At 70.9% G+C, this 18,114-nt stretch carries 19 protein-coding genes; 7 read left to right on the top strand and 12 right to left on the bottom strand.

The window, feature by feature from the left end; genetic code table 11:
* Positions 1-46 precede the first annotated feature (46 nt).
* A complete protein-coding gene (locus ACFWXC_RS38685; RefSeq protein ID WP_384486406.1) occupies positions 47-421 on the bottom strand; it encodes a cupin domain-containing protein in 375 nt (124 codons plus the stop codon).
* Positions 422-514: 93 nt separating this feature from the next.
* Between ACFWXC_RS38685 and ACFWXC_RS38680 the strand changes: the two genes are divergently transcribed.
* Together ACFWXC_RS38680 and ACFWXC_RS38675 are read left to right on the top strand one after the other, a co-directional pair.
* On the top strand, positions 515-961 hold the full coding sequence (locus ACFWXC_RS38680) for a MarR family winged helix-turn-helix transcriptional regulator (protein WP_384486404.1): 447 nt from the start codon (positions 515-517) through the stop codon (positions 959-961).
* A gap of 169 nt (positions 962-1,130) precedes the next feature.
* Complete coding sequence (locus ACFWXC_RS38675; RefSeq protein WP_384486402.1) at positions 1,131-1,991, top strand: esterase/lipase family protein; 861 nt, start codon at positions 1,131-1,133, stop codon at positions 1,989-1,991.
* Positions 1,992-2,065: 74 nt separating this feature from the next.
* Here ACFWXC_RS38675 and ACFWXC_RS38670 read toward each other — a convergent pair whose 3' ends face one another.
* Positions 2,066-3,022, bottom strand: coding sequence for a lytic polysaccharide monooxygenase (locus tag ACFWXC_RS38670; RefSeq protein WP_384486400.1), 957 nt, complete (start codon positions 3,020-3,022; stop codon positions 2,066-2,068).
* Positions 3,023-3,439: 417 nt separating this feature from the next.
* Complete coding sequence (locus tag ACFWXC_RS38665) at positions 3,440-3,766, bottom strand: hypothetical protein (protein WP_384486398.1); 327 nt, start codon at positions 3,764-3,766, stop codon at positions 3,440-3,442.
* 47 nt (positions 3,767-3,813) lie between these two features.
* Here ACFWXC_RS38665 and ACFWXC_RS38660 point away from each other — a divergent pair, with 47 nt between their 5' ends.
* The gene (locus tag ACFWXC_RS38660; RefSeq protein ID WP_384486396.1) at positions 3,814-4,080 is read left to right on the top strand and encodes a hypothetical protein; all 267 of its coding nucleotides are present in this window, start codon (positions 3,814-3,816) and stop codon (positions 4,078-4,080) included.
* Between the two features lie 491 nt (positions 4,081-4,571).
* Entirely contained in the window at positions 4,572-5,021 is a 450-nt protein-coding gene (locus ACFWXC_RS38655) for a GNAT family N-acetyltransferase (RefSeq protein WP_384486394.1), read from the top strand.
* A 26-nt stretch (positions 5,022-5,047) separates the two neighbouring features.
* Here ACFWXC_RS38655 and ACFWXC_RS38650 read toward each other — a convergent pair whose 3' ends face one another.
* Positions 5,048-5,182, bottom strand: a complete 135-nt coding sequence (locus ACFWXC_RS38650) for a hypothetical protein (RefSeq protein WP_089102986.1) — start codon at positions 5,180-5,182, stop codon at positions 5,048-5,050.
* A 140-nt stretch (positions 5,183-5,322) separates the two neighbouring features.
* On the opposite strand from ACFWXC_RS38650, the gene ACFWXC_RS38645 reads away from it, so the two are divergent.
* Positions 5,323-5,937 carry a class I SAM-dependent methyltransferase gene (locus ACFWXC_RS38645; RefSeq protein WP_384486392.1) on the top strand — a complete coding sequence of 205 codons (615 nt, stop codon included), beginning with the start codon at positions 5,323-5,325 and terminating at the stop codon, positions 5,935-5,937.
* A gap of 9 nt (positions 5,938-5,946) precedes the next feature.
* Here ACFWXC_RS38645 and ACFWXC_RS38640 read toward each other — a convergent pair whose 3' ends face one another.
* Positions 5,947-6,447 (bottom strand): DUF402 domain-containing protein, encoded by a 501-nt coding sequence (locus ACFWXC_RS38640; RefSeq protein ID WP_384486390.1) that lies wholly within the window; start codon positions 6,445-6,447, stop codon positions 5,947-5,949.
* Positions 6,428-7,357: a GNAT family N-acetyltransferase gene (locus ACFWXC_RS38635; protein ID WP_384486388.1), complete on the bottom strand. Its 930-nt coding sequence runs from the start codon at positions 7,355-7,357 to the stop codon at positions 6,428-6,430. Before ACFWXC_RS38635 ends, ACFWXC_RS38640 begins: the two co-directional genes overlap by 20 nt.
* 70 nt (positions 7,358-7,427) lie before the next feature.
* Between ACFWXC_RS38635 and ACFWXC_RS38630 the strand changes: the two genes are divergently transcribed.
* Positions 7,428-7,796, top strand: coding sequence for a GntR family transcriptional regulator (locus ACFWXC_RS38630; RefSeq protein ID WP_351740060.1), 369 nt, complete (start codon positions 7,428-7,430; stop codon positions 7,794-7,796).
* A gap of 210 nt (positions 7,797-8,006) precedes the next feature.
* Here the strand turns inward: ACFWXC_RS38630 and ACFWXC_RS38625 are convergent, their stop codons facing one another.
* Positions 8,007-8,777: a DUF72 domain-containing protein gene (locus ACFWXC_RS38625; protein WP_384486386.1), complete on the bottom strand. Its 771-nt coding sequence runs from the start codon at positions 8,775-8,777 to the stop codon at positions 8,007-8,009.
* A gap of 15 nt (positions 8,778-8,792) precedes the next feature.
* The gene (locus ACFWXC_RS38620; protein ID WP_351740055.1) at positions 8,793-9,887 is read right to left on the bottom strand and encodes a DUF5925 domain-containing protein; all 1,095 of its coding nucleotides are present in this window, start codon (positions 9,885-9,887) and stop codon (positions 8,793-8,795) included.
* 175 nt (positions 9,888-10,062) lie between these two features.
* Between ACFWXC_RS38620 and ACFWXC_RS38615 the strand changes: the two genes are divergently transcribed.
* Positions 10,063-11,487 carry a xylan 1,4-beta-xylosidase gene (locus ACFWXC_RS38615; RefSeq protein WP_384486384.1) on the top strand — a complete coding sequence of 475 codons (1,425 nt, stop codon included), beginning with the start codon at positions 10,063-10,065 and terminating at the stop codon, positions 11,485-11,487.
* A gap of 24 nt (positions 11,488-11,511) precedes the next feature.
* Here the strand turns inward: ACFWXC_RS38615 and ACFWXC_RS38610 are convergent, their stop codons facing one another.
* From ACFWXC_RS38610 to ACFWXC_RS38595, 4 genes are read right to left on the bottom strand one after another with little or no spacing between them, the layout of a single operon-like run.
* Complete coding sequence (locus ACFWXC_RS38610) at positions 11,512-15,324, bottom strand: lipopolysaccharide biosynthesis protein (protein ID WP_384486382.1); 3,813 nt, start codon at positions 15,322-15,324, stop codon at positions 11,512-11,514.
* Positions 15,317-16,117, bottom strand: coding sequence for a polysaccharide deacetylase family protein (locus ACFWXC_RS38605; RefSeq protein ID WP_384486380.1), 801 nt, complete (start codon positions 16,115-16,117; stop codon positions 15,317-15,319). The genes ACFWXC_RS38610 and ACFWXC_RS38605 overlap by 8 nt, the downstream gene beginning before the upstream one ends.
* Entirely contained in the window at positions 16,110-17,123 is a 1,014-nt protein-coding gene (locus ACFWXC_RS38600) for a glycosyltransferase family 2 protein (protein ID WP_384486378.1), read from the bottom strand. The genes ACFWXC_RS38605 and ACFWXC_RS38600 overlap by 8 nt, the downstream gene beginning before the upstream one ends.
* Complete coding sequence (locus ACFWXC_RS38595) at positions 17,120-17,941, bottom strand: glycosyltransferase family 2 protein (protein WP_384486376.1); 822 nt, start codon at positions 17,939-17,941, stop codon at positions 17,120-17,122. Before ACFWXC_RS38595 ends, ACFWXC_RS38600 begins: the two co-directional genes overlap by 4 nt.
* Between the last annotated feature and the right edge of the window lie 173 nt (positions 17,942-18,114).

Raw genomic sequence — 18,114 nt, 5'->3', positions numbered from 1 at the left:
GGTGGCGGCTTGTGGTGAGAGCGGTACTTTCCGTTACGTCGGTGTGTCAGTTGGCCCACGGTGGAGTGATCCGGGTGCCGTCGGACAGCTCGGCCTCCAGGCCGATGGACGTGGTGACCCAGGAGAGTGCGGTGTGGTCGGTCGGGTTCTCGACGGCGAAGGCGGTGCCGGCGTTGATGATGACGGTGTCGCCTGCCCGGATGTGGTCGGTGTGGCCGTCGAGGGAGACCAGGAGCTCGCCGGCGAGCAGGTGGAAGATCTCCTCCCGGTTGACGGTGTGGGCGGGCGCCTTGGTCCCGGCGGGGATCTCGCCGCGCCATGCGCACAGCTCCTCGCTGCCGGTGCGGGGGTTGGCGTACGAGATGAAGCGGGCGCCGTGGATCTCGTGGGTGGTGGCCTCGGTGGAGCGGACGACGGGCATGGCTGCCTCCGGTGAATTTGGTCAAGCTGCTTGACTATCTTCGCCAATGGTCAAGCTGCTTGACCAGTCCGTCAAGGGTGTTTCAATGCCACCGTGCAGAACTCCGAGGCCATGGCCCTCTCCGCAACCCTGCTCGCCGTGGCCGGTGAGCTGACCCAGCGCATCAACGAGGGGGTCGTCGCCCGCGGCTTCGAGGGGATCAGGCCCGCCCACGGCTTCGCCTTCGCGCGGCTCGCCCCGTCCGGGGCGACCGTCACCGAGCTGGCCGCGCATCTCGGGGTGACCAAGCAGGCGGCAAGTCAGCTTGTCGACGAAGTCGTACGCAAGGGGTATGCCGAGCGGCGGGCGCATCCCGGGGACGCGCGGGCCCGGTTGATCGTGCTCACCGAGCGGGGGTGGGCGTGCACGCGGGCGGCGGAGGAGGCGGCCGCCGAGGTCGTGCGGGGCTGGAGCGATGTGCTGGGGGAGGGTGAAGTGCGCGTGTTGCGGGACAGTTTGGCGCGTATCGCACCCTATGGTCCCCTCAGGCCCAGCTGGTGACATCCCGTCAGGCGGGTGACGCGCGACCGGTTACTCGGAAGTTTTACCGACGCGTAACTTCACGCTTGCACTACTCGTCCGTAACTTGATGAGTGAACAGCATCCTCGTGATCCGGATCACAGGGCGTAAGGCCGTCGCAACTCCCTTGAGCCGCAAGGAGATCACACGATGCTGCCCTGGAAACGAGTGCTCAGACCCCTGACCGCACTGCTCTTCGCCGCCGCCGTCGCCACCGTCCCCGCCGCCACCGCCCACGCGTCGAGCGCCCCCAGCACCGGCTGGAACGACTCCTCCTGCCGCCCCTCCGCCGCCCACCCCCGCCCCGTGATCCTGGTCCACGGCACACTGGGCAACTCCGTCGACAACTGGCTCTCCCTCGCCCCCTACCTGGAGGACCGCGGCTACTGCGTCTTCTCCCTCGACTACGGCCAGCTGTCCGGCGTCCCGCTCTTCTACGGCCTCGGCCCCATCGACAAGTCGGCAGAGCAACTCTCCGCCTACGTCGACAAGGTGCTGAGCGCGACCGGCGCCGCCAAGGCCGACCTCGTCGGCCACTCCCAGGGCGGCATGATGCCCCGCTACTACCTCAGGTTCCTCGGCGGCGCCGCCAAGGTGAACGCCCTCGTCGGCCTCGCCCCCGACAACCACGGCGCCACCATCAGCGGCCTCACCAACCTGCTGCCGTACTTCCCCGGCGCCGCGGACCTGATCAAGGCCACCACCCCCGGACTCGCCGACCAGATCCCGGGCTCCGCCTTCCTCACCAAGCTCAACGCGGGCGGCGACACCGTCCCCGGCGTGCACTACACGGTCATCGCCACCAAGTACGACGAGGTGGCCACCCCCTGGCGGAGCCAGTACCTGAGCGGCTCCGACGTCCACAACGTCCTGCTCCAGGACCTGTGCCCGCTCGACCTCTCCGAGCACGTGGCGATCGGACTCTTCGACCGGATCGCCTTCCACGAGGTGGCCAACGCGCTCGACCCGGCACACGCCACCGCCACCAGCTGTGCGTCGGCGTTCAGCTGAGCGGCCCGCCCAACTGAACGCCGCCGGGGCCTGTCCGGCCTGAGCCGCCGGTCAGGCCCCGGAGTCATGCGGGATCAGCCCCGGTGCGCCCGTCGTCGTACGGACAGGAAGAGCGCGCCGGAGCCCAGGGCCAGGGCGGCGGCCCCGCCGACCGCGAGATACGGCGTACTGCCGCTGCCGCCGGTCTCCGCGAGGACCGTCTCGGAACTTCCGGCCGCCGCCGGTGCGTTGGCCGCCGGGCTGCTCGGCTCGGCCGACGTACCGGCGTCGTCGTCACCGTGACCCTGGTGCTCGATCGTCGACTTGTCGGCACCGGCCGCGATCTGTTCGTCGGTGGGGGAGGAGGCGGTCGGGGCCGGGGAGGCGCTGGTGGTCGTACCGGTACCGGTGTGGGCGCTGCCGCCGCCGAAGTCCACGTCCGAGCAGGAGTAGAAGGCTTCCGGGCTGTCCGAGCGCTGCCAGATCGCATACAGCAGCTGGCGGCCGGTGCGCTCGGGAAGCGTGCCGGAGAACGTGTAGAAACCGCCGGCGGCGACCGGGTCGACGGCCGTCGCCACAGGGTGGTCGAGGTCCAGGTCCGCCCAGGCCAGTGACTTGGCCGGGTCGTAACCGGCCTTGGTGAGGTAGACCTTGAAGGTGCCCTTGTGCGGCGCGGTCACCCGGTACTTGAAGGTGTACGACCCGCTGCCGACGTTCGTCGCCGGCCAGTCGGCACGGGCCAGGTCGAGGCCCTTGAACTCGTCGTTGTCCGCGCTGCACAGCCTGCCGTCCGGGATCAGCGCCTGGTGCTGCCCGTTCGCGTCGCCGATGCGGATGCCGTTCCAGTCGTAGAGGGCCTGCGTGCCACCGGCCGCGACCGCCGCCTTGCACGCGTCCGACTTCGGGCTCTCCGGATTCTCCGCGTAGCACTGGGCCACCCGGCTGACCGGGTCGCCCATCGTGCCGTGCGCGGACGCGGGCGCGGCGGCGACCGCGACCGCTCCCACACCGAGCGCGACGGCGACGACGGCCTTACGGCGTGCTGCGAACATGCGGGAACTCCTCGGAACGGTCCTCGGGACGGGCTCGGTCCCGCCGGGCTGGATCCCGTGGGGGGCGATCAGAAAGCTAGCCCCAAGAAACCGTGAAATCGCCTGCTGGGAGGGGGCGAAGGAGATCCTTATGGTCGGCTTAAGGGAGAGCTAACTGACGGCTGAGGAAGAGAGGTCGGGAAGCCCTGCCTCACCTGTGTCCGAGCGCTCCCACCGTCCGCGGTAGTCCGTGTTCGTCCGCACTCGGACGCCTTGGTCGGCTCCCGGAATGGCTCCCGGGGCTGTCGCTACCGCTACGCACCTTGCTTCTGGCCGCCACCTGCGCCGCAGGCCGACCAAGAGGGCGCCGACGATCGCGAGCGTCGGCGACTCACCCGTCTGGAGCCGCATTCAGCACCGGCGCTGGCCCCCCGCCTGTCAGGGTGCCCAGCGTTCGGTGCAGGCCAGGCAGATCCGGGTGTTCTCCCACTTCGTCCGCGCCTGCTCCGCCTCCGCGCCGAGCCGGTGCGCCACGAATCCCCACACTCCGCCCGCACTCAGAAACAGGATGCCGGCCAGGATCTGCCCACCCACCAGCAGCAGCACCCCAAGTACGACCAGACCCAGCGCCGGCAGCACGCCGCCGGCTGTGGCGGCCGGCCGGGCGAACCGCTCCCGGTTCGGAGCGCCCGCGGGCAGGCCGTCCACGTACAACGACAGCAACTGGACGTTCGACGATCCGCACTGCGACGACGGACAGTTCACGGTCAACCTCCGTGAGGACAAGGGGGATTGAGCCGAGACTGCTCAGGGTGGAGATCCACAGCAAGGCGGGCGGGTGCGGTGTGGCGCAGGGCACAACACGGGCGCAACAGGAGGCTCGGGGGCCTCGGATCGATGCATTCCTACCGGACCTCCAGGCTCTGTGGGACGGCTTCCCCGACGAGGCCGGCAGGCAGCTCACCGCCGCGCTCTCCGACGTCTGCCATGAGCCGTACAGCGAAACCGAACCCTGGGGCATCGACGACGGCATCAACCGCATCCTCGTCCGATCCCTCATCACCGTGCGCTCGCCGTGAACGGCACGGCCCAGACCATTCGGATCCACAGCATCGAATACCTGGCCGGACCCGTCACCCACCTCCGGCGGCGCTCGGACGCCCGCCGGTTCTCCGGTTGTCAGGCAGCGGCCTCTGGAGCGTCCCGGACGTGCGTCTCCGGCAGCCGTGGAAGCTCGCGTCGACGGAATCCCTGCTTCGATCCGCTGTACCTTCTCGTCCGCGACATCGGTGACACGCGGATCCGGTGACCCATGTTGAGAGCAGCGAGACGCGGGGCGTCGATTCGCGATGAGCCCTCTTCGGCCCCCATGTATCGAGCGTGCGCGGACGCCGCGCCGTGCGGCAGGGCGCGAATCGGACGGGAGCGCAAGGGCACACGAGACGCGGGACGCTCAAGGGTGGAACGGCGGGTACGCGCGGTGTGCCCATGCCGCAACCGGGCGGGTCGAGAAGCGACGAAGCCCAGGAGGGAGTGCTCGGGCTGCGCTGAGGAAGCTAGCGTTCCCGCCATGACGAACGACGGGATCCGGCCCGCCCGGGCCGCCGACGTACCGGCCGTGAAGGCCGTGACGGACATGGCGTACCAGCACTACATCGCGCGCATAGGGGTGGTGCCGCAGCCCATGGAGGCGGACCACACGGCGAACGTGGCCGCGGGCAGGGTGTTCGTCGTCGGGGAGCCGGTGACCGGGCTCGTCGTCATCGAGGCCCACGACGACCATCTGTTCCTCGACAGCATCGCCGTCCACCCCGACGCGCGTGGGCAGGGGGTGGGGCGACGGCTGCTGGAGTTCGTGGACGCACGCGCGCGTGCGCTCGGCCTGCCCGAGGTCAGGCTCTACACGAACGCGCTGATGTGGGAGAACCAGGAGCTCTACCCGAAGTACGGCTACGAGGTCGTCGGGCGGCGCGTGGACGGGCCCTACGACCGCGTCCACTACCGCAAGCGGCTGGACTGAAGAGCGCGTGGGGGGAACCGGCGCGGTCAGCCGTCCGGCCACCAGGTGCGTGCGATGTCCTTGCGCACCTCAGGGCGTCCGGCGGGGCGCTCGTCGGCCTCCTCGCGGATCCGGCGGCTGTCCGTCCTCTTCAGGGGCTTCTGCACGGTTGTGCGGCGCATGGCTGCCTCCTTCAGTGCCTACCGAGATCCGTGGTGTCACGGAGGTAGACCCTTTGGGCGAGAGTTCCTCATCGGTGCGGGTCTGTCAGTGGTCGCTGTCACACGGACCGAGTGTCAGTGGCGGGTGTCACGCTGGGGGCATGACGAACGAGAGTGACCGGACACTTGCGGTGAGTGTCGACTGGGATGCGCAGGCCGCCACCTTCGACGCCGAGCCGGATCACGGGCTGGGCCGGCCCGAGGTGCGCGCGGCCTGGGCGGAGCGGCTCCGGACGTGGCTGCCGGAGCGCCCCGCCGACCTCCTCGACCTCGGCTGCGGTACCGGCAGCCTGGCCCTCCTCGCCGCCGAGCAGGGCCATCACGTCACCGGGGTCGACAGCTCCCCGGCGATGGTGGAGCGGGCCCGCGCCAAGCTCGCCGGCCGTGACGCGGTGTTCCTCCTCGGCGACGCGGCGGCACCGCCGGTGGGTGAGCGGCTCTTCGACACCGTGCTCGTACGGCATGTGCTGTGGGCGCTGCCCGACCCCGCACGCGTGCTGCGGCACTGGCGCGGCCTCCTGCGCCCCGGAGGGCGGTTCGTGCTGGTGGAGGGGGTGTGGGGGACCGTGACCCCGGTCGGCATACCCGCCGACCGGCTCACCGACCTCCTGGCGCCGCTCGCCGCGGACGTGCGGGTGGAGCGGCTGTCGGCGCGGGCGGTGCTGTGGGGCAAGGAGGTGGACGACGAGCGGTACGCGGTGGTGGCGACGGTGTGAGGGGGTGCCTCAGGACAGCAGGGCGGTGAAGTCCGGCCCGTGGGCCAGCGTCTCCAGCTCGTCGAGCGCGGCGACGGCGGCCGCGGCGGCCGCCGGGTCCCGCGCCGCCAGCCCGCTCTCGGCGAACTCGTCCTCGTCCAGCCGGCGGACGTCCGTGCCGTCGGCGGGCCGCCACAGGTCCAGGTCGAGATCCTCGACGACCAGCTCGCCGCCGGTGAGCGTCGCCGGACGGGTGACGTCGCAGTACCAACCCTTCAGCGTGCCGTCGGCGGCGCGGACCTCCTTCACGGCGTACCAGCGGTCGCGCCAGTAGAACTCGGTGAAGACATCACCGTGCTCGAAGCGGACGAAGCCGAAGTCGCGGGCCACGTCACCGGCCCACGGCGCGCGGACGGCGATCCGGGTGCCGTCGTCGTGCAGCAGTTCGGCGGGGTAACGGATCTTCGTACGGCCCGCCTTGACCAGGACGACGTCCACCGTGGCCGTCGGCTCAGCCGAGTTCGCGGACATACCTGACCTCCGTCGCGCAGATGTCGTACCCGAACCACTTGTTGATCGCCAGCATCGGGCCGTTGCCGCTGTCGTTGCCCGTGAACGCCTCCGTGCAGCCGGCCGCGCGGGCGCGGTGCAGGGAGTCGTTCTTGGCGAGCTTGGCCAGGCCCCGGCCGCGGAAGGCGCGGGCCGTGCCGGTCATGACGGTGCCATAGCGGCTGCCGCCGTCGGTGCGCGCCGCGCTGAACGCCGCCGGGCGGCCGTCCACCAGGACGATCGAGGTCAGCTCCCGGCTGAACAGCGGATGCCGCCAGGTTCCGTCCAGCCAGGCCTCGTAGTCGGCGAACTCGGTGTCGATGTCGCTCGGTTCGTCCAGCGTCGCCTCCGCGTCGAGGGTGAAGAGCGGACGCGGGTCGTCGGCGAAGTCGGCGGCGGTACGGAGCTCGACGCCCGGGGGCGGGGTCCGGAGCGGGGGGAGTGCGCCGTGCGCGAGGTCGAGGCGGAGGAAGTGGGCGGAGCGGCTCGCGGTGTAGCCGCGGCGCTCGGCGAAGGTGCGGTTCGCCGGGGCGTCCAGGACCCAGGCGTACGACGTGGTCGCGCCGGCGTCCGACAGGTGCGCCTCCGCCGTACGGGCCAGGAGGCTGCCGGCGCCCCGGCCGGTGCGCTCCGGATGTACGTACACGTTGGCGAAGCCCTGGCCCGGCTCGGTGCTCTCGTGGGCGAGGCCGATCTGGGCCGTGCCGATGATCTCGCCGTCCTCCTCCGCGATGAGCTGGCGGAAGCGGGCGTCGGGGTGGGTGTGCGTCAGGTCGTGGACCAGGGACTCCGGGGTGAACAGCATGAACGGGAGAGCGAGCTGCCGGACCCGGGCGAAGCCCTCGGCGTCGGAACGGACGTGGGGGCGCAGGTCACGCACGATCACTGTCATGGGGCGCACGCTATGCGGGGACCTGAACGGGATGCCTCTCATTTTCCGCCCGGTGCGGGAGAATCGGGCCGTGACTCTGAAGATCCACATCGATGACAGCGCGCCGCCGTACGAGCAGGTAAGGGCGCAGATTTCCGAGCAGGCGCGGGGCGGGGTGCTGCCGGTGGGGTACCGGCTGCCGACGGTGCGGGGGCTGGCCGAGTCGCTGGGGCTGGCGGTGAACACGGTGGCCAAGGCGTACCGGGCACTGGAGACGGACGGGGTGATCGAGACGCGGGGCCGTAACGGCACGTTCGTCGCTGCCGCCGGGTCGGCCGCCGAGCGCGAGGCGTCGTCGGCCGCACAGGCGTACGCGGAGCGGGTGCGCCGGCTGGGGTTGGGGGAGAAGGAGGCACTGGCCGCCGTGCGGGATGCCCTGCGGGCGGCCTATGGGGGGTAGGGGGTCTCGGGCTTCGGCTGAGCAGGGCCCGGCACCGCCGAGAGGCGCCGTGGCGGCTGATCGCCGTTGCGGCGGGAAAAATATTCAAGCGGCGAGGAGAGAGAAGCGGCGAGGAGGGAGAAGCCGCAGGGGAGGGAGAAGCCGCAGGGGAGAGGGAAGTGGCGGGGGAGAGGGATGGGGCGGTGGGTAGTGAAGTGGCAGGGCAGGTGATCAACCGCTGGTAGCCGGCTGCGGTGTTCGTGTCACCGGCAGCCCCGCACTCTCCGCGACCCTCGCGAACGCCGCCGCGTCCCTGACCGCCGCTCCGCCCGGGTCGTTGTTGAAGTACGTGTAGACGTCGGTCTTCTCGGGGCACGCCGTGGCGATGCGGTCGGCCCAGGTCTCCAGGGAGCGGCGGCCGTAGCGGGGCCAGGGGGCGGCCCGGCCCTCGTGGAAGCGGACGTAGGCCCAGTCGGTGGTGCGCCACAGGGGGGTCATGGGGTGGGCCTGGATGTCGGCCCAGCACAACGCCGCGCCCCGGGACTCCAGGACCTCGCGGGTCTCCCGCGTCCACCAGGAGTCATGGCGGGGTTCCACCGCCACCCTCGTACCGCGCGGGAAGCACGCCAGACAGGCGTCCAGCAGGGCCGGGTCGGCCTTGAGGGTCGGCGGGAGCTGGAGGAGGACCGGTCCCAGCCGGTCGCCGAGGCCCGCCGCGTGGGTCATCAGACGGTCGACCGGCTCGGCGGGATCCTTCAGGCGCTTGATGTGCGTGAGATAGCGGCTCGCCTTGACCGCGATCACGAAGTCCGCGGGGACCCGGTCCCGCCAGGACGCGAAGTTCTCGCGGCTCGGCAGGCGGTAGAACGCGTTGTTCAGTTCGACGGTCGTGAAGTGCGCCGCGTACTCCTCCAGCCACCGGCGCACGGGCACGTCGGCCGGGTACAGGACGTTCCGCCAGTCCTTGTACTGCCAGCCCGAGGTTCCGACGAACAGGGGCACAACCCCATCAAAGCACTACAGGTACAGCCCCGCGTCCGCGTCCTCCCGCGCGCCCGGCACCGACGTCGGCGCCGTGCCCCGGCGCAGTGCGTACAGCTCCGCCAGGGTCGCTCCCTCGCGGCCCACGCCCTCTTCCGTGCCCAGCCAGTTCACCGCCTCGGGGCGGGTCAGCTGGCCCACCTCGATACGGGCGAGACAGCGGCCGGGGCGGACCACGGCGGGGTGCAGGCGCTCCAGGTCCTCGTTGGTGGTGACGCCCACCAGGACGTTGCGGCCCTGGCCGAGCAGCCCGTCGGTGAGGTTCAGCAGCCTCGACAGGGCCTGGCCCGCCGTGTGCTTGGCCTCGCCGCGGATCAGCTCGTCGCAGTCCTCAAGGAGGAGCAGCCGCCAGCGGCCCTTGCCGGCGCCGTCCTCCTCGCCGATCGCGATGTCCATCAGATAGCCGACGTCGGAGAAGAGCCGTTCGGGGTCGAGGACGCAGTCCACCTGGCACCAGTCCCGCCAGGAACGGGCCAGCGTGCGCAGGGCGGAGGTCTTGCCGGTGCCCGGCGGACCGTGCAGGAGCAGGAGACGGCCGGCGATGTCCTCGGGTGTCGTCTTCATCAGGCGGTCCATCGCGTCCGCCACCGGTGCCGTGTAGTTGGCGCGGACCTCGTCCCAGGTACCGGCGGAGATCTGCCGGGTGGTGCGGTGCGGGCCGCGCCTGGGGGAGACGTACCAGAACCCCATGGTCACGTTGTCCGGCTGGGGCTCCGGCTCGTCCGCCGCGCCGTCCGTCGTCTCGTTCAGCACCTTCGCGGCCAGCTCGGCGGTGGTCGCGGTGACGGTGACGTCCGCGCCCCGGTTCCAGCGGGAGACGAGGAGGGTCCAGCCATCCCCCTCGGCCAACGTCGCGCTGCGGTCGTCGTCGCGGGCCACCCGCAGCACCCGCGCCTCCTTCGGCAGCAGGGTCGCCCCGGTGCGCACCCGGTCGATGTTGGCCGCGTGCGAGTACGGCTGCTCGCCTGTCGCGAAGCGGCCGAGGAACAGCGCGTCGACGACGTCGGACGGTGAGTCGGAGTCATCGACGTTGAGCCGGATCGGCAGCGACTCGTGCGGCTTGGCAGACATGCCGCCATGATCCGACACCGGGGCCCGCCGCGCACCCGTTTTCCGAAGTGGGCGCAGAGTGTCGGGTGTGCGCCGAGCTTCCGGAGTATCCGGAGTGCCCCCCTGGCCCTGTTACACAGCTGTCGATCGCCGATACCTGCCCCCGGGGCGATTTCCGCCATTACTGTTGTCCTTGATGGGACGTCATGAGTGGAATTCGGGGGCTCGGCGGTGGCGGCTCACCGCCCTGCTCGGTGTGGGCGTGGCCGCTCTCGCCCTGATCGTGACACTGATCAACACGCTGCCCGGGGGCGGCGGCAGCACCGCGGGCACGACCCGCGACGGCGACAAGGTGCACGGCACCCCGGCCACCCCGCCGGACACGACCGAGCCGTACGTGGGCTGGGGCTTCACCCACACCCAGTACAGCGCCGACGAGGGCAGTGCGACCGCCACCGACCGGGTCGAGAACCTGCTGGCCGAGGACGGCGGGCTGCCCCAGGACCAGGCCGTCATGGGCTGGGGCGCCGACAACCCCGAGCCGGTGAAGGGCCGTTACGACTTCGGCGCCCTGGACCGCCGGGTCGACTTCATGCGCAGGTCGGGCGGCACCCCGGTGATCACCCTGTGCTGCTCGCCGGACTGGATGAAGGGCGGCAAGGCCGGTGTGAACAACACCGACTGGAGCCAGGCCGCCCTGGAGACCGCCCCCACCCCCGACCACTATCAGGACTACGCGAACCTCGCCGCGACCGTCGCCAGGCGCTATCCGGACGTCCGGCACTTCCTCGTCTGGAACGAGTTCAAGGGCTTCTGGAACAACGACCGGGCCCGCTGGGACTACGAGGGCTACACCGAGCTCTACAACCTCGTCTACAAGGCGTTGAAGGCCGTGAACAAGGACATCATGGTCGGCGGGCCGTACCTCGTCATGGACAGCTTCGACCCGCGCCAGACCGAGAACGCCTCACCCACCCTCAAGGGCGCCTGGGGCGTGATGGACCAGCGGGTCGTCGACGCCTTCGACTACTGGAACACCCACAAGGCGGGCGCCGACTTCGTGGTCGTCGACGGGTCCAGCTACACCAACGACGACGACCTGCTGCCCGACGAGTTCGCGGCCACCGAGAAACTGACGTACGTGAGCGAGTGGGTGCGCAAGCAGACGCACGACCTGCCGCTGTGGTGGGCCGAGTACTACGTCGAGCCCGCCGACGGCAGCGACGAACGCGACGGCTGGACCGAACCGCACCGGGTCGCCGTCCAGGCCACCGGCATGATCGCCATGGTCAGGGGCGGCGCCGACTCCGGTTTCTACTGGAACCCGGAGGATGAGAAGGGCGGCGACTGCGCCGGCTGTCTGTGGACCACGACCGACAGCGCCGACGGGGGACGGCGACTCCCCATGTACGACCTGGTGTCGAGGTTCGGGAAGGCGTTCCCGCCGGGGACCCGGTACGAGACCGTCTCCGTCGCCAGGGACGACGCGCCCAACGTGCGTGTCCTCGCCAGCGACAAGACCGTGCTCGTCGTCAACACCCTGGGCCGGACGATCAGCGCGCAGGTGGACGGGAAGCGGTTCGACCTGAAGGGGTACGAGGTGAAGTGGCTCACCAGGTGAGCCCGGTGAGCCACTTCGACCCGTCTACTTGAGCGTCAGGAACCGCTGCGCCAGCGACGCCAGCAGCACCGCGAGCAGGGGCAGCGAGAACCAGAAGCTGCCCTGCAGCCACCGCAGCTGACGTACCCCCGGCCGGACCGCGACCCGGACCACCTCGCGTGCCGTCAGCAGCAGGATCAGGGCCGCGGCGGCGAGACCGCCGACCACGGACCACGGCGTCCAGGTGATCCGCGGCCCGATCGGCCCCGGATCCGGATTCTCCACCGCGCCCGCGGGCTGTGTCCGCAGCGTGTACATGGTCGCGTCGTCGTTGACCAGGACCTTCGTCAGATCCTGCCGGTCGTCGAGGTTCTGGATCAGCCGGCTCTCCCAGGTCGCCGAGTAACCGGCGTCCATCTGGAGATAGACGACCTGACTCCTGTTGATCATCAGATACGAGTTCGGGCCGGCGTCCTTGAGCGCCTTGACCAGGCTCGACACCAGCACCGGGTCGGTCGGCGCCAGTGTCGGCACGTAGTCGACCCGCTCCATGTCCTTCGCGCCCCACGGAATCGCCGGGGTCACGTCGTTGACGGTGTCGTTGCTCAGCCACAGCAGCCGTACGGTCGGCTTGTCATGGGCGTAGACATAGTCCATCGCGGCGACCTCGCCGGGCCGGACCCGCTCGAAGGCCTCGTTGCCCCAACGGGCCACCAGGAAGCCGCCCATGAGCAGCAGCCCCGCCAGCAGCGCGGCCACCGGGGCCAGGCTGACCCGGTCCTTCTCGCGCTCCTTCGCCGTGGCGCCGGTGCGCGGGAACAGGGCGAGAGCCGCCAGCAGGGCCGCGCCCGGCAGGGCGAACATGAAGACCCGCAGGGCCATCTCGCCCCCGTACGACTGCATGCCGAAGCCCAGGAACGGGACGAAGGTCAGGACCAGCAGGGACCGCTCGCGGTACTTGTGGAAGCGGCGGCGCCACCAGCCCCAGACGGCGAAGGCCATCATGCTGCCGGCCAGCAGGACCCGGACGTACAGGACCAGCTTGTGGGTCGAACTGCCGCCCTGGATACGGCCGGAGACCGAGGTCGAGACATTGCTGCCGACCCCGCCGACCCCGCCGAACAGGTCGTTGAAGTGACCCGACCAGTACGGCTCGGCCATGAAGCCCAGCCAGACGGCCGCGACCACCCCGAACAGGAGCGGCAGGCCGCGCAGTTCGGACCTGCCGAGCAGGACCAGGGCCGCCAGCACGCCCAGCATCACGAACGGGGTCAGCTGGTGTGCCGGGACGGTTGCCGCGAACAGGCCGATCAGCACCATCAGCAGCACGGCCTGCCGGCGTCGGTCGGTCGGCTCGACCTCCGCCTCGCCCGGACGGAACCTCGTCCAGATGACATGCGGGGCGCGGAACCAGACGAGCAGGATCGCCACGAACATCAGATAGAGGAGGTACGTGAAGCCCTGCGGGGAGAAGTAGTCCTGGCCGACCCAGCCGCACAGCACGAAGATCCAGATGCCGGTCCACTTCGCCCGCCAGCTCGCCCGCAGCGACCGTACGAGCAGGAACATCGGTGCCAGATAGGCGAGCTGGACGAACGTCGGCCACCAGCGGATGACCTCGGTGAAGTCCGTGACCCCGCACGCCCGGCCGATGAAGGCCGCCGCCGCGAAGAAGCCCGGCCAGCTCCAGCGGGCGTCCAGGTCGGGTACGGCCGACCCGGTGCGGTCGATGTAGTCGATGAACCCGAGGTGCTGCCAGGCCGTCGGGAAGCGGGGTTCCGTCTCGATCACGGCGGGCAGCGCGTGCAGCGACACGACCGTCGCCAGCAGGGTGAGCAGGAGCAGCGCCTTGTGCTCCCGGCGCAGCCAGAGCAGCGCGGCGAACACCGTGACCAGCAGCGCCGCCCCGACCAGCGTCGGCAGCGGCAGCACCGAGATCAGCCCGAGCCCGCCCATCCGGTCCAGGTCGGCGTCGTCGAGCCGGGCGGCCGGCACCCAGTAGAGCAGGAGCGCGGCGATCAGAAGACAGCCGAGGACGACCCCTTGGCGGGTCGGCACCAGCCGCTCCCGCAGCGACAGCGCGGGCTCCGCCGCCGGTTCCTGCGCAGACTCGGCCGGCACTGGTTCTTCCTCCGGTACGACCGTCTCCCCGAACGGCGCGTCGACCTCCGCCTCCTTCAGCAGCGAGGCCTCGGCCGGCCCGAGCGAGGCGTCCGCCCCCGGCTCCCTCTCCTCCACCGGCAGCCCCAGGTTCCGCGGCGGCCGCAGCGCCCGGGTGGGCCGGTCGTCCGGCAGGACGACGGGCGTGCCCGTGGGCGGGGTTCCCGGCCCCGGGCGGACGTCCGGCCGCCGCTCCACGTGGTCGAAGTCCACATGGATGCCGAGGGCGAGCGTGTCGGTGTCCAGTGCCCAGGCCGGGCCCCGCCTGCGCGGTGCCGCGGTGGCGGCCGGGACCTCGCGCGCCCCGAGGTCGGCGAGGTCCCCGTCCGGTGCCGCGTCCTCCGGGACGTCGGCCGGGGCCGCCCGGAGCGTCCGCCACAGCTTGGGCGCCGCGATCGTCACGATCACCGCGAGGCTGGAGATCTCGGCCACGCCCGCGCCGGTCAGCCCCATCCGGGGCAGGAGCAGCAGGGTCAGTCCGAGCACCAGCACACACAGCAGGCCCTGCAGCCAGGCCAGTCCGGAGGTGCGGCTCTGGGCGCGCAGCACCGCGAAGTACGTCTCCATCACGACCCTGAGCAGCGCGCCGACCGCGAACCAGCGCAGCAGCGGGGTCGCGGCGTCCGCGTAGCCCGCGCCGAACACGCCGAGGATCCAGGGTGCCCCGAAGAACAGCAGGGAGCAGATGGGGATCATGATCCGGGCCATCCGCTTCAGCGCGGCCCGGGTGTTGGCGGCCAGCCGGGCCGGGTCGTGCGAGCCCTCGACGGTCAGCGAGGCGCCCATGTTGATGGCGAGCAGGTTGGTGGTGCCGCCGATGGTGGTGGTGATGTAGAAGTACGCGTTGTCCTCGGAGCTGACCTGGGAGGCGATGATCACCGGGATCAGGTAGACGACGGCGAGGGAGAACAGCGAACCGGTGTAGTCGCCGGCCAGGAACCTGCCGATCTCCTTCAGCGTGGGCGGCTTGGCGTGCTCCGCGGTCGCCTTGATGTGCCGGGGCACCAGGCGCCGGAACACCAGCCAGCCCAGTGGTACGACCGAGGTGGCGATGGCGGCGACCCAGGAGACGAAGACGCCGGTCAGCGGGATCGCCACCGAGAAGGCGACCAGCAGGCCCAGCTTGACCGCCGAGAACACGGTGTTGCCCACCGGCACCCAGGGCGCGTTGCGCAGTCCGGTCAGCACGCCGTCCTGGAGCGTGAGCACGTTCCAGGCGATCACCGCCACGACGAACCCGAGCCCGTTGACCGACCCGTGCAGGAAGCGGTACGACGGGCCCCACATCCCGAGGGTCATCAGGAAGACGCCGGCGGCCAGCGCCACGATCAGCGAACTGCCCGCGTAGGTACGGAAGATGAGCTGTCCGGTACGGCGTCCGGCCACCGGGATGAAGCGGGCCAGCGCGCCGGTCAGGGTGACCGCGGTCAGCCCGGCGAGGAACTTCATGGCGGCGATCGCGGCGGAGCCCTGGCCGACCGCCGACTCGGAGTAGTAGCGGGCCGCCGCCAGCCAGAAGCCCAGGCCCAGCACGGCGGAGATGCCGGTGTTGAGCATGAGCGCGTAGGCGTTCCGGAAGAGCGGGCTGCCGCCGGACGAGCTGCCTCTGCCGGGCAGCCGAAGGCGGCGCCCCGACTGCTCGGGCGCCGCTGTGCCGTGGGTCGTGGCCTCGGTTGTGGTGGTCGTCGTGTCAGACACGGGAACGGATGGCCTTCCGGCGGACCTGGCGGGCTCTGCGGAGAACGGCGTACCCCTTGGTGAGGGCACGGTCCCTGGCGAAGGTGCGGGCGATCGCACGGCCTTCGAGCAGCTGTGCGAACTCCGTGGCGTCCGTGCTGCGGCGTACGGTGACGCGGTGCAGCGCGTACGGACCCTGGCGGCGGCGGGCGAGGCCGTTCTCGACGGCGAGCGCCTGGGCGTATCCGGCGTCCCGCACGGCCTGCCGGACCCGGCGGCTGGAGTAGCCGTACGGGTAGGCGAACGAGGCCGGATCGGTGCCCAGTTGCTCGGTGACGATCTCCCGGCACCGCACCAGCTCCTTGCGCAGCCGGTCGTCGGCCAGCTGGTCGAGCTGCGGATGGGTGTGGCTGTGCCCGCCGATCTCACAGCCGGCGCCGGCGAGTTCGCGCACCTGGTCCCAGTCGAGCATGGCGTCCAGGCCGCCTCCGGTGTCGTACGCGCCCCTGATCCAGCCCGTCGAGACGAACAGGGTGGACGCGAAACCGTGCTTGGTGAGGACGGGCAGGGCGTGCCGGTGCACGCCCTCGTAGCCGTCGTCGAAGGTGATCAGGACGGGCCGGTCGGGGAGCGGGCCGCCGGATCGCCAACCCGCGGCCAGGTCGGCCGTGCCGACGGGGGTCAGGCCCAGGTCGCCGATGAGTGCCATCTGCTCGGCGAACGCCTCCGGGGCCACCGACAGCGCGCGGGTGGCCTCGTTCGGCGCGGTCGCGACCGAGTGGTACATGAGGATCGGCACCGGTGCCTCAGCCATGAAGTCCCCCCTCCGCTTCGGCCATGGGTTCCCCCTCGATCGCGGCGACGGTGAAGGTCGCTCCGCCCCGCCGGGCCCGCACGCTCCCCACCACGTAGCCGCCCGCCGCCGTCAGTACCCCGGTGACGATCGCCCCGGCCCGGCCGGCGCCCCCCGGCCGGGCCAGGAGTGCGTCCCGCAGGCCACGAGCGACCCCCGCGGGCAGCACCCGTGTGGTGTACCGGCGTTCGGACTCGAGTCCCTTGCCGGCGCCCACACTCCGGGCGACGAGGGCCTTGGAGAGGCCCTCGGCGTAGGCGCGGGTGCGGAAGTAGCCGAAGTGCTCACGGGCCTCCGGTACCCGGTGGTGGATCACCGCGCGGTCGTCGATGAGCAGCACGGCGTCCGGGCGGGCCCGGCTGAGCCGGATGCACAGCTCGGTCTCCTCGCAGCCCAGCGGGCGCTTGTCGCCGTCGCGTCCGATGCCGGTGGCGAATCCGCCCGCCGCGTCGAACGCCGTACGCCGGAAAGAAGCGTTTCCGCCGAGGACGTTCCGGACCCGGACCCGGCCCGGTGGCAGCCCCCGGTAGGTGCAGCCGACCACCCAGTCGAACTCCTCCGGGAACCAGTGCGGGCGGCGGCCGGAGGCCCAGACGGGCATGGTCCGGCCGCCGACCGCCATCACCTTCGGGTCGGTGTACCCCTCGGCGAAGCGGCGCAGCCAGTCGCGTTCGGCCACGGCGTCGTCGTCGAGGAAGGCGATCACCTCGCCGTAGGAGCAGGCGATACCGGTGTTGCGGCCCGCGGACAGGCCGCGGGGGCCCGCGTTGGCGAGCACCCGCACCCAAGTGGCCTCTTTGTACTCCTTCGTGAGCCGTTCCAGGAGCGCCGGGTTGTGGTCGACGACCAGCAGGGTCTCCAGCGCCGGATACGACTGGGCGCGCACCGAGGAGACCGCCGCGAGGATGTCCTCCCAGCGGTCCTCGGTGTACACGCAGATCACGACGGAGATGTCGGGATCGCTCAAGACGACTCTCCCTGGCCCGTGGTGAGCATCGGGGAGTGCCGCACCCGGCGGCGCAGCGCACGCCGGTTGGAGCGCTCCCCGAGGATCACCTTGAGGACCCGGAACCCGTCCCGCACGGCGCGCAGGTTGCTGGTGCCGTGGATGCGGAGGTACTCGTGGCTGGGTATCTCCTGGACCTTCAGGCCCGCCTTGACCACCCGGACGTTGATCAGGGTCTCGATCTCGAAGCCGGTGCAGTCGAGGTCGATCTTGTCGAGGCAGTGCCGCCAGAAGGCGTTGTACCCGTAGCAGAGGTCGGTGTAGCGGGCGCCGAACTTGCGGTTGACGATGGTGCACAGCGCCCAGTTGCCGAGCTTGCGGATGAAGGTCATGTCGTCCGTGCCGCCGCCGTTGGCGAAACGCGAGCCCTTGGCGAAGTCGGCGCCCGAGACCAGGGCGGAGACGTACGACACGATCTCGTGGCCGTCGGCCGAGCCGTCCGCGTCCACCATGACGATGATGTCGCCGGTGCACGCCTCGAACCCGGTGATCAGGGCGTCCCCCTTGCCCTTGCCGCTCTGTTCGACGACTTTCACGCCGGGCCACAACTCGCGGGCCACTTCCACGGTGTCGTCGGTGGAATTGCCGTCCACCAGGATCACTTCGTGTATCCAGCCGGGAAGTGTCTTGAAGACGTAGGGGAGATTCTCCGCCTCATTCATGGCGGGGATCACCACGCTCACCGGCGGTGTGATCGCCAGGTGAGAGGAGATCGGTCGGTATTCGGCGGCCATTAACGGATCTTGGTCCGAGGCCGGCTGGCGCAGAACAGAACTCATGAGTCTTGTCCCTCTCGTCCGGTGGACCGCCCGCCCCTGGGCGGCCCGCTTCTGTGTCCGGTTCGAAAGGGGGGTTCTCACCCATGGCACGGAAAACGGATCTCCGTATCCGCAGGTGAGCTGGCAAAGCTGGCCGGTCTGCCGGAAAACGGCAGCCGGTCGCGCGGCACGAC

Source organism: Streptomyces sp. NPDC058683, from assembly GCF_042716195.1.
In the GTDB taxonomy this organism is placed as follows: Bacteria; Actinomycetota; Actinomycetes; order Streptomycetales; family Streptomycetaceae; genus Streptomyces.
Note: the sequence above shows the minus strand (reverse complement) of the source record. Positions and strands in the feature narration are given on the sequence as shown.